Below are 13,075 nucleotides of genomic sequence, written 5' to 3' on the forward strand. Positions count from 1 at the left end.
AAGTCGTAGAGTGTAATAATTGCAACCAGATTGGATCCGAGCATGAAACAAGACGTTTTTGGACAGATGAACACCCTGAGCCAGCCCGGCAGCGTCGAGGCGTGGAATGGTGTTCTGCTCGGGTTCATGGCGCATGCGGCGGTTACGCCTCAGCATCTGGGAAAGGTGCTGGAGCTTGAGCCGCATTTTGCATTGGGTCATGCGGTCAAGGGTCTGTTCATGGTTCTGCTGGGCCGGCGTGAAATGCTGCCCGTCGCGGTCGAGGCGCTGGCCGCTGCCAATGCGGCAATGGAGCAGCAGCCGGTCACCGCACGCGAACGCCTCTATGTCGATGCGCTGGGGATCTGGCTGGCGGGGCATCCCTCGCAATCGGCACAGAAATTTGAAGAAATCCTGCGCGCCCATCCGCAGGATTCGCTGGCGATGAAACTCAGCCACGCGACGCGCTTCGTTCTGGGCGATGCGGAAGGCATGCGCCGCTCGATCGAGCGGGTGATGCCTGCGTATGAGCCCGACCATCCGGGTCGCGGTTATCTGCTGGGCTGTCATTCTTTCGCGCTTGAAGAAACCGGCGCCTATGAAAAGGCCGAGATTGCAGGCCGTCAGGCGCTGTGGATGGTATCAGACGACGCCTGGGGCCTGCACGCGGTGGCGCATGTGCATGAAATGACCGGCAACGCGCAGCTGGGTCTGGACTGGCTGGCCGGGCGCGAGAACGCCTGGGCGCATTGCAACAACTTCCGCTATCATGTCTGGTGGCACAAAGCGCTGATGCATCTTGATCTGGGTCAGGTCGATCAGGTGATGGAGCTTTACGATCATCACATCCGCAAGGACAAGACCGACGATTACCGCGACATTTCAAACGGCACATCGCTGCTGATGCGGTTGGAGCTTGAGGGCGTAAATGTCGGCAACCGCTGGGAGGAGCTGGCAGATCTCAGCGCCGCCCGGACCGAGGATGGCTGTCTGATCTTTGCCGATCTGCACTATCTGCTGGCCCTGACGGGCGACAATCGTACCGACGCAACCACCAAGATGCTGGGCCGCATTCATAAGGATGCGGCACAGGTCAAGGACGACACCACGCGCCGAATGGCTGATCCGGGTGTCGCCGCCGCGCTGGGGCTTGAGGCCTTCGGCGACGGACAATATGGCACCGCCTTCGATCATCTGGCCGCCGCGCGCGGTTCGATGCAGCTGGCGGGTGGCAGCCATGCGCAACGTGATGTATTCGAGCGCATCACAATCGATTCCGGCCTGCGCGCCGGCCGTCTGGATGAGGTCGAGCACATTCTGGACGATCGCCGCGCCAAGCGTGCTGGCGGAGAGGACAACTATGCCCTCGCCCGCCGCGCTCTGATCGAGGCCGCACGCGACAGCGGCGACGCACAAAGCGTCCCCGCCGAATAACGACAAAAAAAGACCAAGAAGGACAGAAACTGTATGGCGACTGCATCGCCCGCTTCTGATTTTGCTCCGGTTGCAGCTACGGCTGCGGCCCCTGCCCGCACGCGCGATCCGCGGCTGGATTTCTACCGCGGCATCGCGATGTTCATCATCCTGATTGCCCATATTCCGAACGACCCCTGGGCCAAGTGGATTCCGGCGCGGTTCGGGTTTTCGGACGCGACCGAGATTTTCGTCTTCTGTTCGGGCATGGCATCGGCAATCGCCTTTGGCGGAGCGTTCATGCGCAGGGGCTGGTGGATGGGCACCGCGCGCGTGTCCTTCCGGATCTGGCAGGTCTATTGGGCCCATATCGGCCTGTTCTTCTTTGTTGCCATGACCATGGCTGCGCTGGATCAGTCGGGATTGTTCGAGAAAACCTATATCTCGTCGCTGAACCTGCAGCATTTCTTCAACGATCCCGCCCCGCAGATTGTGGGGCTGTTCACACTGACCTATGTGCCCAACTACTTTGACATCCTGCCGATGTATCTGGTGGTTCTGGCGATGATGCCGCTGTTCATGGGGCTGCACCGCATCGGGTTCTGGGCCGTTGCATTGGCCTCGGTCACGATCTGGCTGGTGGCACAATTCGACTATCTCGATCTTCCGGCTGAGCCCTGGTCCGATCGTCAGTGGTTCTTCAACCCGTTCGGCTGGCAATTGCTGTTCTTCACCGGCTTTGCCTTCATGCGTGGCTGGATTCCGGCGCCTCCGGTCTCGAAAACTCTGATCTGGGCGGCGGCGCTGTTCCTGATCTTCTCGATGCCGCTTGGATCCTGGAAAGTGTTCACATGGATCAATGCTGCGGCACCGGATTTAGCGGATGAAATCCGTAAAGTCTGGCCGGTGACGAAGGAATTTCGAGACAAGACCGACTTTGGCCTGTTCCGCTATATGCACTTCCTGTCGCTGGCCTATCTGGGCTGGGTGGTTGCGGGCGAACATGGCCACCGCCTGATCGCGACCGGCCATGGCGCCACGGCCAGGGTCTGGCAATTCCTGCTGACCGTCATCACCAAGGTCGGCCAACAATCGCTTGCGGTATTCGTGTTTTCCATGGCGGCAGCACGGCTTATCGGCGTCGGACTGGACCTGAGTGGGCGGGATGTCGCCAGTGTCTTTGTCGCTAACATGATTGGCTTTGCCATGATCATCGGCGTGGCCTATCTGGCCGCCTGGTTCAAGTCTCATCCCTGGAAATCGAAGAAATGAATTTTACACGTCGCGCATTTCTCGCCTCTTCAACGGCTTTGGCTTTTGCCCCTGCGGCCTATGCAACGGGTGGAGAGACCCCGTTCAGCCGTAACGACGTCATCGCCATGGCCCGCGATCTGGCCAGCCGTGACTATGCAGAACGTGAGATGGTTCCGCAGGAATGGCAGGACCTGACCTATCAGCAATACCGTTCGATCCGGTTCCGGCTGGACCGCGCGCTCTGGTACGAAACTGAGACCCCCTTCAACGTCGATTTCTTCACCCCGGGCCTGTATTTCCCGCGCACCGTGAAGGTTTCGACTGTCGAGGACGGCATGACCAAACCGGTCGCTTTCGATCTGTCCATGTTCGACAAATCCGAGGACGTACCGCAATTGCCTATCGACGATACTCTGGGTTTCTCAGGGCTTCGTTTGCGCACCGAGATGCATCGCCCCGGCAAAACCGATGAGTTCTGTGTCTGGCAGGGGGCAAGCTATTTCCGCGCTATCGGCTTGCATGAGGTTTATGGCCTGTCCGCACGCGGTCTGGCGTTGAAAACCGGCGACCCGGATGGCGAGGAGTTCCCCGAGTTCATCCGGTTCTGGCTGGAGCGCCCCAAACCGGGTCAGCGCAACATGGTCGTCCACGCCCTTATGGACAGCCCCAGCGTCACCGGCGCTTACCGTTTCAACGTTACCGCTGGCGCGGATTGCGTGATGGAGGTCGAGGCGACCCTGTTCCCGCGTACCGAACTGCCGCATGTCGGAATTGCGCCGGGCACGTCGATGTTCCTGTACGATCAGACCAACCACAGCCGTTTCGACGATTTCCGCCCCGCCGTACATGACAGCGACGGACTGCTGATCCGCAATGGCGCGGGCGAAGTGATCTGGCGACCGCTGGCAAATCCGACCCGTCTGCAAATCTCGTCCTTTGTCGATATGAACCCGCGCGGCTTTGGCCTGATGCAGCGCAAGCGTGAATTCTCGGACTATGCCGACCTGGAGGCGAACTATCACAAGCGTCCCGGCCTGTGGGTCGAGCCGAATGGCGATTGGGGCAAAGGCACGGTTACGCTGGTGGAAATCCCGGCGGATCAGGAGATTTACGACAATATCGTCGCCTATTGGCGTCCGATGGAGCCCTACGCGGCGGGCAGCCAGATCGACCTGTCCTATCGCCTGATCTGGGGTGAGGAGCCGCAGCGCACGCCGATGCCGCGCGTGATCAACACCGCGATGGGCGACAATACCTTTGGCGAAGGTCGTCTGGCCGTCATCGACTTTGAACCCAGCGAGTTGTTCGACGACCCCGAGGCCGTGACCATCTTCGTGAATTCACCCCATGCCGAAACCTCCGAAGGCGTGCTGCAACGCAACCCCGATACGGGCGGTCTGCGGCTGGCGTTCTCGTTCCAGCCGGGTGAACGCAACCACGTCGAATTGCGCGCGCAATTGCTGAAAGACAAACAGCCGGCCTCCGAGGTCTGGCTTTACCGTTGGACCACATGAACCACGACCTTCATATCATGCCGCCCGAGGCGCCTCTGGCGATGCCGGCGCAGAATTTTGCGCAGGGCTTCCGCGATGCACAGGTGCCTGAAGGCGGGCGTGGGCCGTCGGCCGGGTTCTGGCGCGCACTTGCCTTTTCTCCGGCGATGGCGGCCACGCTGGGCTTGCTATGGGTCATGTCCGACTGGTTCAGCGCCGAAGGGATCAATCTGATCGAAGGCATCCTGCTGACGCTGATCTCGTTCAACTTCTTCTGGATTTCCTTCACGGTCTGCACCGTGCTGCTGGGCATGGTTTCGCTGTCCCGGCAGGAACAGCCCAAACGCGAGGGCCGCCCGCAACCGCTGCGCGTGGCGCTGTTGACGCCTGTCTATAACGAGGTGCCGTGGAATGTGCTGGGCAACGCCCGCACGATGCTGGAAGACCTGCAGAATCGCAGCGGTCAGCATCACTATGCTATGTTCATTCTGTCCGACACGCGCGACCCTGAGATCGCCGCGCAGGAACAGGCCAGTGTCGAGGCGCTGCGCACCACGCTGGCACCGGGGCTTGATCTGTACTACCGCCGCCGCGAACAGAACACCGATCGTAAAGTGGGCAACATCGCCGATTGGGTCAGCCGTTGGGGCGCGGATTGGGATGCAATGCTGGTTCTGGATGCCGACAGCCTGATGACTGGCCGCGCAATCACCCGTTTGACGGACGCTCTGGCGCGTGATCCCGGCGCGGGTCTGATCCAAAGCTATCCGCAACTGATCGGCGCGCAATCGGTCTTTGCCCGGATGCAGCAGTTTGCCAATGGCGTCTATGGCATCGCCTTCGCCGAAGGCCTTGCGCGCTGGTGCGGTCAGGAAGGCAACTATTGGGGCCACAACGCCATCATTCGCACCCGTGCCTTCGCTTCAAGCGCGGGCCTGCCCAAGCTGCGCTCGTTCAGCGGGCAGGACAAGCTGATCATGAGCCACGATTTCGTCGAGGCCGGATTGCTGCGCCGCGCCGGATGGGCCGTGCGGTTCCTGCCGCGCATCCGCGGTTCGTATGAAGAGACACCACCCACCCTTATCGACCACGCCATGCGCGACCGCCGCTGGTGTCAGGGCAACCTGCAGCACCTGAAACTGCTGGGATCGACCGGGTTTCGCGCGGTTTCGCGGTTCCACATGTTCCATGGCGCGGTGGGCTATCTGATGTCGCCGCTGTGGTTTGCGCTGCTGGTGATGTGGGCGCTGATCGGTCAGGGCAAAGAAGCCTCGGTCCTGCACTATTTCAGCCCCGACAACCCGCTGTTCCCGCAATGGCCCGAGATGTCCGAGACCCGCCATGTGCTGATCATTCTGGTGATGTATGCGATGCTGCTGGCCCCCAAGGTTCTGGGTGTGGCCGCCCTGCCCCTCAGCGGTGTGCGTTATTCCGATTTTGGGGGGACACGCAAGTTCTTCACCTCGTTCCTGTCCGAAGTCGTCCTGTCGATCCTATATGCTCCGATCCTGATGGTGCAGCAGATGATCGCTGTTTTCCGCACCGCTCTGGGCGTTCAAAAGGGCTGGTCTCCGCAGGCGCGCGATGGCGGCAGCTATGGGCTGCGCACCCTGGTCCTGTGCCACACGCTTGAGACCGTTAGCGGCGTGGCGCTGAGCGTTGGTATTCTCGCCGGTCTGGTCTCGGTCTGGTTGGCACCGATTGCGGTCAGCCTGGCGATGGCAATACCGCTTTCAGCGCTCAGCGGTGTCTCGGCGGGCACCGCACGCCGGATGGTCGGGATGCGCGAAGATGTCCGCGAGCCCGCCATCACCCGCTCGGCCCGGCGCTATCGCGATGAGCTGAAACGCCTGATCGAAGGCAAGGGTATCGTCACCCCGGCAGAGTGATCAGCTGCCGGGTAACCCCTCGTACCAGTCCACCATCATATCGGCCCAGCCCTTGGGCACGGTATGACCGCCCGGAAACAGCGCCAATTCCAGCGCGCTGCCCTCGGCGCACCCCATCCAGTTCCGGCGCATGAACTGGCCCGTGGTCGAAAACCCGCTGGGCTTGGTGTCGACGCATCCATTGGCAACACGCCAGATTTCCAGCCCGGCAAAGATATCACCCTGATGAAATCTGCCACCCCCCAGAAGGCGACCTTCCAGCGGCACCACGTTGTCCGTCCAGCCATGGGTGTGGAACATCCGCACCGGCCCTTCGCAGGCCTCGGGATGCGGTCGCCAGAAGCCACCTGAAACGGGCACATAGGCCGAGAATGTCTCGGGCGCGTCACAGGCGAGATAGTTCACCATAAAAGCACCGGCCGAGAAACCGCCCAGAACCACGCGGTCGCTGTCGATGCCGAACCGCGCAGCCGCATCTTCGACCGCCTCGGTTAGAAACGCGGTTTCGTCGCGTTCCCCGAATCCCGGATAGAAGTTCCAGCTTTTCGTGCCGCCCCTGTCGGGACGTTCCAGCCCTTCGGGCGCCATAACGGCATATCCGCGATCAAGCAACGGATCGACCATGCTTCGGTTTTTCATAGTCCCGGCGCCGCTGCCGCCATAGCCGTGCAGGAAAACCACCAATGGTGGGTTTTCGGCGTCGGGAAGTTCGATGTGATAAGCGCCCGACTCCGTTTCGCAGGTGCCCGCATCCGGACCACAGGCGGCAAGGGCCGATTGCCCTGCAAATGCAAGACAGAAAGACATCCAGTATTGCGTTTTCATCACGTCCCCTCTGAGTAAGCTTTTACCGGCAACCCGGCGCGCACCCAGCCCGGCCCTGCGGCAGAGCCGAGCATCCCCTCGGGCACATCGATGACATTGGTAAACCCTGCTTCGGTCAGCCGGTTGCTCAGCCGTGCCGACCGGACGCCGCGGGCGCAGATCAACGCGACCGGGGCCGAGGTATCGCCCCCCGTCAGTTGCATCAGCGCCTGCACGAAATCCTCGCGCCGCATATCCAGCGGCTGCGCGCCCTGCCCTATGCCCGTCGCCCGCCATTCGCGCGGGGTGCGGATATCGACCAGAAGCACCTTACCCGAGACAGCTTGTTGATGGGCTTGCGCGACCTCCAGCCTTCCACCCGCATAATCTTGTGGAATCAGAAGGTATTCGCGGATCGCAAAGCCCGAGGCGATGGCGGCGCTGCCACCCAGCAAAACCCACCGTCGGGTCCGGTTTCTAGCGTCCGCCATGCGGTCCCTTTCGCGCAGTATCAGCTTGATTTTACCATAGGACAAAACGCTATGCTTTCAGGAAATCCGGGCCTCGGATCAAGTTCGCGTCATTGTCCTGCAGCTAAATCTCATCCAATATGCACCTTTTAAAGCCCTTCGGAACCTTGCAATTTCCGAGCAGTCAATAAATTATCCTTGGCAATTCAGTCATATTGACCGCCAAGACCGGAGTATCGCACTTGTCCCTATTCCTCATCGCGGCCCTTCCCTTCCTCGGAGCTGTTTTTCCAGCCCTCCTGATCCGGGCAGGACGAAACGCAGCAGCTTCGGCCGCAGGGTTGACCACTTTCCTCGCCCTTATGGGATTGCTGATCCATATCCCCAGCGTGATGCGCGGAGAGGTGGTGACAGCTCGGTTCGACTGGATACCGGGCCTGGGCCTGAACGCCAACTTCATGCTGGACGGGCTGGGTTTTCTGTTTGCGCTGCTGATTTTGGGTATCGGGCTGCTGATCATTCTCTATGCGCGGTTCTATCTGTCGCGCGAAGACCCGATGGGGCAGTTCTATACCTATCTGCTGCTGTTTCAGGGTGCGATGGTCGGAATTGTTCTGTCGGACAACATCCTTCTTCTGCTTATTTTCTGGGAGCTTACATCGCTTAGCTCATTCCTTCTGATCGGCTACTGGAAGCACCTTCCCGCGGGGCGGCAGGGTGCCCGAATGGCGCTGGCGGTCACGGGATCGGGTGGACTGGCGATGATCGCCGGGATGCTGATTCTGGGCAATATCGTGGGGTCTTATGACCTGAGCGTGATTCTTCAGAACAAGGACCTGATCCAAAGCTCGCCTTATTACATGCCTGCGCTGATCCTGATCCTGCTGGGGTGTTTCACCAAGTCGGCGCAGTTCCCGTTCCACTTCTGGCTGCCCCATGCGATGGCCGCGCCGACGCCGGTTTCGGCCTATCTGCACTCGGCCACGATGGTGAAGGCCGGGCTGTTCCTGATGGCCCGGATGTGGCCCGTATTGGCAGGCACCGACGCATGGTTCTATATCGTCGCCACCACCGGCCTGATCACCATGCTGCTGGGTGCTGTGATTGCGCTGTTCAAGGACGACCTCAAGGCGCTGCTGGCGTTCTCCACCGTGTCGCATCTGGGTCTGGTGACCATGCTGCTGGGGTTCGGCACCAAGATCGCCGTGGTCGCCGCCGTCTTTCACATCATCAACCACGCGACCTTCAAAGCAGCTTTGTTCATGACCGCCGGGATTGTCGACCACGAGACCGGAACGCGCGATGTCAAACGTCTGGGCGGCCTGCGCCACCTGATGCCGATCACCTTTACCATCGGCACCATCGCGGCCCTGTCGATGGCGGGCCTGCCGCCGCTGAACGGGTTCCTGTCAAAAGAGATGATGCTGGAGGAGACGGTTCACACCACCTGGCTGAACTCGCACTATCTGGTGCCCGGTCTGGCCCTGCTGGCGGCGCTGTTCTCGGCGGCCTATTCCTTCCGCTTTGTCAGCCATGTTTTTCTGGGCCCCGAACGCGAGGATTATCCGGCGCATCCGCATGACCCGCCTGTCGGGCTTTGGCTGGCCCCGGCATTCCTTGTGGTGCTGGTCGTCCTGATCGGCCTCTATTCCGCGGCCATCGTTGGCCCGCTTGTCGCGGTTGTGTCCAGCGCGGTGATCGGGGGCGAGAAGCTGCCCTATTACTCGCTGAAGCTGTGGCACGGTTTCACGCCCGCGCTTTACATGTCGGCTGTGGCGACGCTGGGCGGCCTGTTCCTGCTGTCGCTGCATAAACGCGGTGACCAGATCTGGAACGCCCTGCCCCGCCCCGAGGCGAAGGTCATTTTCGAGGCGATCATCGAGGCGCTGACCCGCCTCAGCCGCTGGATCACGGATGAGCTGCACAATGGCGTTCTCAGCCGTTATGCGATCATCTTCGTCGCCTTCACCGTTGGGCTTGGCTATTACGCCTATACCACCGGAACCATAGGCGTTCAGACGCGGGTGCCGCTGCCAGCGCAGATCATTCCCATCATCGGCTGGGTCTGTCTGGTGGGCGCGACGATTGCGATCATGTGGTTCCACCGCAATCGCCTGCTGTCGCTGGTACTGATCGGCGTAGTCGGCCTGATCGTATCAATGGCGTTCAACTATCTCTCGGCTCCTGATCTGGCGCTGACGCAGATTTCGGTCGAGGTGGTGACGATGATCCTGCTTCTGCTGTCGCTGAATTTCCTGCCGACCGAGACACCGTGGGACAGCAGCGCCGCCCGACGCTGGCGTGATGCGGCGATTTCGGTGGTCGCCGGGATTGGCACGGGCGCGTTGATCTACGCGCTGATGATGCGGGATTTCGCGTTTCCGACGATCTCGGATTTCCATCTGGCCAACTCGTACAAAGGCGGCGGCGGCACCAATGTGGTCAACGTGATCCTCGTCGACTTCCGGGGCTTTGATACGTTCGGCGAGATCATCGTGCTGGGTATCGCAGCATTGATCATCTTTGCGCTGACAGAATCCGTTCTGGGCAGCAACGTGCGCGCCTACCTGCTGAACCGCAAACCGCATTGGCCGCAATCGGGGGATTCGCACCCGCTGATGATGGTGGTCGTCACCCGCGTGATGATGCCGATTACCCTGATGGTCGGGGCCTATATCTTCTTCCGTGGCCATAACCAGCCCGGAGGCGGCTTTATCGCGGGCCTCATCGTCGCCATCGCCTATCTGATGCAGTACATGGCCAGCGGCTATACCTGGGCTGTTGAACGTCAGCGGTTCTACTATCACGGCACCATTGGCTGGGGCGTGCTGATCGCCGCGGCCACCGGTCTGGGTGCCTGGTTCAACGAGCGTCCGTTCCTGACCAGCGATTTCGGTTATATCCACTGGCCACCGCTGGAAGAGTTCGAGTGGGCCACTGCGATCCTGTTCGACACTGGTGTCTTCCTTGCCGTTCTGGGCGCAGTGATGCTGGCGCTGGAAAGCCTGTCGCGCTTTGCGTGGCAGCCGGGCATGGCCAAAGAGTTCCCGATGGATATCAACCCGCTGCGGGACGATCCTCCGGAAGAAGACAAAGAGAAGGAGCAGGCCTGATGGAAGCGCTCGTAGCCTCAGCAGTCGGTGTCATGACCGCCGCCGGGATTTTCCTGATCCTGCGCCGCCGGACATTCCCGGTGATCCTGGGCCTGTCCCTGATCACTTACGCGGTGAACGTGTTCCTGTTCGCCACCGGACGGCTGGCGCTGAACGCGCCTGCCGTGCTGAACAAGTACAAGGACGTCCCCTATACCGATCCGCTGCCGCAGGCGCTGGTACTGACGGCCATCGTGATCTCGTTCGGGATGACGGCGGTGATCGTGATGATTGCGCTTTCCGCTTATCTGTCCTCGAAGGATGACCATATCGACATGACCGCGCAGGACAGCGTGGACGCGCCGGGAGAAGACGCATGAATCACTGGATCGTTGCGCCGATCGTCCTGCCCGCGATCCTGGCCCCTTTTATCATCATGGTCCTGCGCTATCACCTGGACCTGCAGCGCATCTTCTCGGTCGCGGGTGTCGTGGGGTTGCTGGGCATCGCCCTGACCATCACCGCTCAGGCCACAAGCGGAGACATCCAGGTCTATGAGCTGGGCAACTGGCCCGCTCCGTTTGGCATCGTCATGGTGCTGGACAAACTGTCGGCCATGATGGTGCTGCTGACCGCGTTGCTGGCGCTGCCTATCGTCTTATACGCCATAGGTTCGGGCTGGGACGAGCGCGGCAAACATTTCCACGCCCTGTTCCATTTCCAGCTCATGGGTGTTTGCGGCGCCTTCCTGACCGGCGATGCTTTCAACCTGTTCGTTTTCTTCGAGGTCCTGCTGATCGCCTCCTACGGGCTGATGACCCATGGGGGCGGTGCGGTGCGTCTGAAGGCCGGTGTGCAATATGTCGCCTACAACCTGCTGGGCTCGACCCTGTTTCTGTTTGCGCTGGGCACCATCTATGCGGTGACCGGCACGCTGAATATGGCCGATCTGGCAGTCCGGGTGGCCGAAATCCCGCCCGAGGACACCGCCTTGCTGCGGGTCGGGGCAGTCCTGCTGTTGCTGGTCTTTTGTATCAAGGCGGCCGTGCTGCCGCTGCATTTCTGGCTGCCCGCCAGCTATGCCAATGCGCCGCTGCCTGTGGCGGCGCTGTTCGCGATCATGACCAAAATCGGGGCGTATTCGATCCTGCGGGTCTATACGCTGGTCTTCGGGCCGGATGTTGCCGCAACCGAAGGGCTGGTCGGCGCATGGTTGCAACCGGCGGCGCTGGCCACCCTGGCCGTGGGTGCCATCGGTATTCTGGGTTCACAGCACATCGCGCGCATGGTGGCCTTCTGCGCCATCGCCTCAATGGGTACATTGCTAATCGCAATCTCTTTGTTCAACGAGGCCGCGACGGCTGCGGCGCTTTATTACATCTTCCATTCTACGCTCGCAACGGCGCTGCTGTTCCTGGTGGCGGATATGGTGATGCAGCGCCGCGGAGGTGCCATCGCACCCACAGCACCGATGCCGCAAACCGGTCTGATCTCATCCCTGTTCTTTGTCGGGGCCATTGCAATGGCGGGAATGCCGCCGCTGTCGGGTTTCATCGGCAAGCTGCTGGTTCTGGACGCCTCGCGCGGGTCACCGGATGCCAATGCCGTTTGGGCCGTGATCCTGATCGGGTCCTTCGTCACCATCGTGGGTCTCGCGCGCGCCGGTACCATGATCTTCTGGAAATGCTACGATGCGCAGCAAATGGATGCCGTCGAACCTAGTGAGGAAGAGGCCAGCGCCCCGACCGCGCCCGAGCCCTATCCGGGTCTCGCCTTCGCTTCGGTGTTTGGCGCGCTTCTGGGCCTTGTCCTGCTGACGCTGTTTGCGGGTCCGGCGCTGGATTATGCCAGCAACACCGCCGTGCAACTGTATACGCCGGATGACTACATCTCGGCCGTGTTGGGAGGGGAAGAATGATGAAGCTTCTGCGCCGGGTATTTCCGCACCCCCATCTGACCGTCCTGCTGACCTTTGTCTGGGTTCTGCTGGCCAATAACGGATCGCTGAACTCGATCGTGTTTGGTCTGTTGCTGGGGATCATCATTCCGTTCATCACCCAACCCTACTGGCCGGATCGACCGAAGCTGCGCAATTGGCCCATGGTGGCGGAATATATGCTGGTGGTCCTGTGGGATATCGTGATGGCCAATATCGCGGTGGCCCGGATCATCCTGTTCAAACGCGACGCGGACCGTCAGCCCGCCTTTGTCAGCGTCCCGCTTGAGCTTCGCACGCCCGAGGCAATAACCGTACTGGCCGGGACCATCACCATGACCCCCGGCACCGTCAGTTGCGATCTGTCCGCGCAGGGGCATTGTCTGCTGGTCCATTGTCTGGACGCACCGCACCCCGAAGAGGTGCGCGACCAGATCAAGCAACGCTATGAACGCCGCCTGAAGGAGATTTTCGAATGATCACCTATGCGATCTACTTTGCCTTCGCGTGTTTCGGCGCGGCCATCATGCTGTGCCTGTACCGGATCATTTCGGCGGAAGGTGTCGGCACCCGTGTTCTGGCGCTGGATACGATGGTGATCAACACCATCGCCTTGCTGATCCTTTATGGCCTGAGTGTCGAAACCGAGATTTTCTTCGAATCCGCCATGATCATCGCCATGCTGGGCTTTGTCTCAACCGTGGCTTATGCGCGCTTCATGCTGCGCGGCAATATCATCGAGTGA

The 13,075-nt window shown here is 60.8% G+C and carries 11 protein-coding genes; 9 read left to right on the top strand and 2 right to left on the bottom strand.

Annotated elements, in window-relative coordinates:
• The first annotated feature begins 42 nt into the window (after positions 1-42).
• Genes ACR3E4_RS01420 through mdoH form a run of 4 tightly spaced genes read left to right on the top strand, consistent with a single transcriptional unit; the run spans position 43 to position 6,028 of the window.
• Positions 43-1,413, top strand: a complete 1,371-nt coding sequence (locus tag ACR3E4_RS01420) for a tetratricopeptide repeat protein (protein ID WP_480531500.1) — start codon at positions 43-45, stop codon at positions 1,411-1,413.
• Between the two features lie 33 nt (positions 1,414-1,446).
• Positions 1,447-2,664 carry an OpgC family protein gene (locus tag ACR3E4_RS01425; protein WP_480531498.1) on the top strand — a complete coding sequence of 406 codons (1,218 nt, stop codon included), beginning with the start codon at positions 1,447-1,449 and terminating at the stop codon, positions 2,662-2,664.
• The gene (locus ACR3E4_RS01430) at positions 2,661-4,160 is read left to right on the top strand and encodes an OpgD/OpgG family glucan biosynthesis protein (RefSeq protein ID WP_480531496.1); all 1,500 of its coding nucleotides are present in this window, start codon (positions 2,661-2,663) and stop codon (positions 4,158-4,160) included. The genes ACR3E4_RS01425 and ACR3E4_RS01430 overlap by 4 nt, the downstream gene beginning before the upstream one ends.
• The gene (gene mdoH / locus ACR3E4_RS01435) at positions 4,157-6,028 is read left to right on the top strand and encodes a glucans biosynthesis glucosyltransferase MdoH (protein ID WP_480531494.1); all 1,872 of its coding nucleotides are present in this window, start codon (positions 4,157-4,159) and stop codon (positions 6,026-6,028) included. Before ACR3E4_RS01430 ends, mdoH begins: the two co-directional genes overlap by 4 nt.
• On the opposite strand, the gene ACR3E4_RS01440 is transcribed toward mdoH, so the two are convergent.
• Positions 6,029-6,853, bottom strand: a complete 825-nt coding sequence (locus ACR3E4_RS01440) for a CE1 family esterase (protein ID WP_480531492.1) — start codon at positions 6,851-6,853, stop codon at positions 6,029-6,031.
• A complete protein-coding gene (locus ACR3E4_RS01445; RefSeq protein ID WP_480531490.1) occupies positions 6,853-7,323 on the bottom strand; it encodes a rhodanese-like domain-containing protein in 471 nt (156 codons plus the stop codon). Before ACR3E4_RS01445 ends, ACR3E4_RS01440 begins: the two co-directional genes overlap by 1 nt.
• Positions 7,324-7,544: 221 nt before the next feature.
• On the opposite strand from ACR3E4_RS01445, the gene ACR3E4_RS01450 reads away from it, so the two are divergent.
• From ACR3E4_RS01450 to ACR3E4_RS01470, 5 genes are read left to right on the top strand one after another with little or no spacing between them, the layout of a single operon-like run.
• Positions 7,545-10,415, top strand: coding sequence for a monovalent cation/H+ antiporter subunit A (locus tag ACR3E4_RS01450; protein ID WP_480531488.1), 2,871 nt, complete (start codon positions 7,545-7,547; stop codon positions 10,413-10,415).
• Entirely contained in the window at positions 10,415-10,774 is a 360-nt protein-coding gene (locus ACR3E4_RS01455; protein WP_480531486.1) for a Na+/H+ antiporter subunit C, read from the top strand. The genes ACR3E4_RS01450 and ACR3E4_RS01455 overlap by 1 nt, the downstream gene beginning before the upstream one ends.
• On the top strand, positions 10,771-12,312 hold the full coding sequence (locus ACR3E4_RS01460) for a monovalent cation/H+ antiporter subunit D (RefSeq protein ID WP_480531484.1): 1,542 nt from the start codon (positions 10,771-10,773) through the stop codon (positions 12,310-12,312). Before ACR3E4_RS01455 ends, ACR3E4_RS01460 begins: the two co-directional genes overlap by 4 nt.
• Positions 12,312-12,809 carry a Na+/H+ antiporter subunit E gene (locus tag ACR3E4_RS01465; protein WP_480532342.1) on the top strand — a complete coding sequence of 166 codons (498 nt, stop codon included), beginning with the start codon at positions 12,312-12,314 and terminating at the stop codon, positions 12,807-12,809. Before ACR3E4_RS01460 ends, ACR3E4_RS01465 begins: the two co-directional genes overlap by 1 nt.
• A complete protein-coding gene (locus tag ACR3E4_RS01470; RefSeq protein ID WP_480531482.1) occupies positions 12,806-13,075 on the top strand; it encodes a K+/H+ antiporter subunit F in 270 nt (89 codons plus the stop codon). Before ACR3E4_RS01465 ends, ACR3E4_RS01470 begins: the two co-directional genes overlap by 4 nt.

Source organism: Ruegeria sp. AP11, from assembly GCF_056535865.1.

Coding starts and splice junctions, on each gene's coding strand:
- ACR3E4_RS01420 (WP_480531500.1), top strand. CDS start 43: ATGAAACAAGACGTTTTTGGACAGATGAACACCCTGAGCCAGCCCGGC.
- ACR3E4_RS01425 (WP_480531498.1), top strand. CDS start 1,447: ATGGCGACTGCATCGCCCGCTTCTGATTTTGCTCCGGTTGCAGCTACG.
- ACR3E4_RS01430 (WP_480531496.1), top strand. CDS start 2,661: ATGAATTTTACACGTCGCGCATTTCTCGCCTCTTCAACGGCTTTGGCT.
- mdoH (WP_480531494.1), top strand. CDS start 4,157: ATGAACCACGACCTTCATATCATGCCGCCCGAGGCGCCTCTGGCGATG.
- ACR3E4_RS01440 (WP_480531492.1), bottom strand. CDS start 6,853: ATGAAAACGCAATACTGGATGTCTTTCTGTCTTGCATTTGCAGGGCAA.
- ACR3E4_RS01445 (WP_480531490.1), bottom strand. CDS start 7,323: ATGGCGGACGCTAGAAACCGGACCCGACGGTGGGTTTTGCTGGGTGGC.
- ACR3E4_RS01455 (WP_480531486.1), top strand. CDS start 10,415: ATGGAAGCGCTCGTAGCCTCAGCAGTCGGTGTCATGACCGCCGCCGGG.
- ACR3E4_RS01460 (WP_480531484.1), top strand. CDS start 10,771: ATGAATCACTGGATCGTTGCGCCGATCGTCCTGCCCGCGATCCTGGCC.
- ACR3E4_RS01465 (WP_480532342.1), top strand. CDS start 12,312: ATGAAGCTTCTGCGCCGGGTATTTCCGCACCCCCATCTGACCGTCCTG.
- ACR3E4_RS01470 (WP_480531482.1), top strand. CDS start 12,806: ATGATCACCTATGCGATCTACTTTGCCTTCGCGTGTTTCGGCGCGGCC.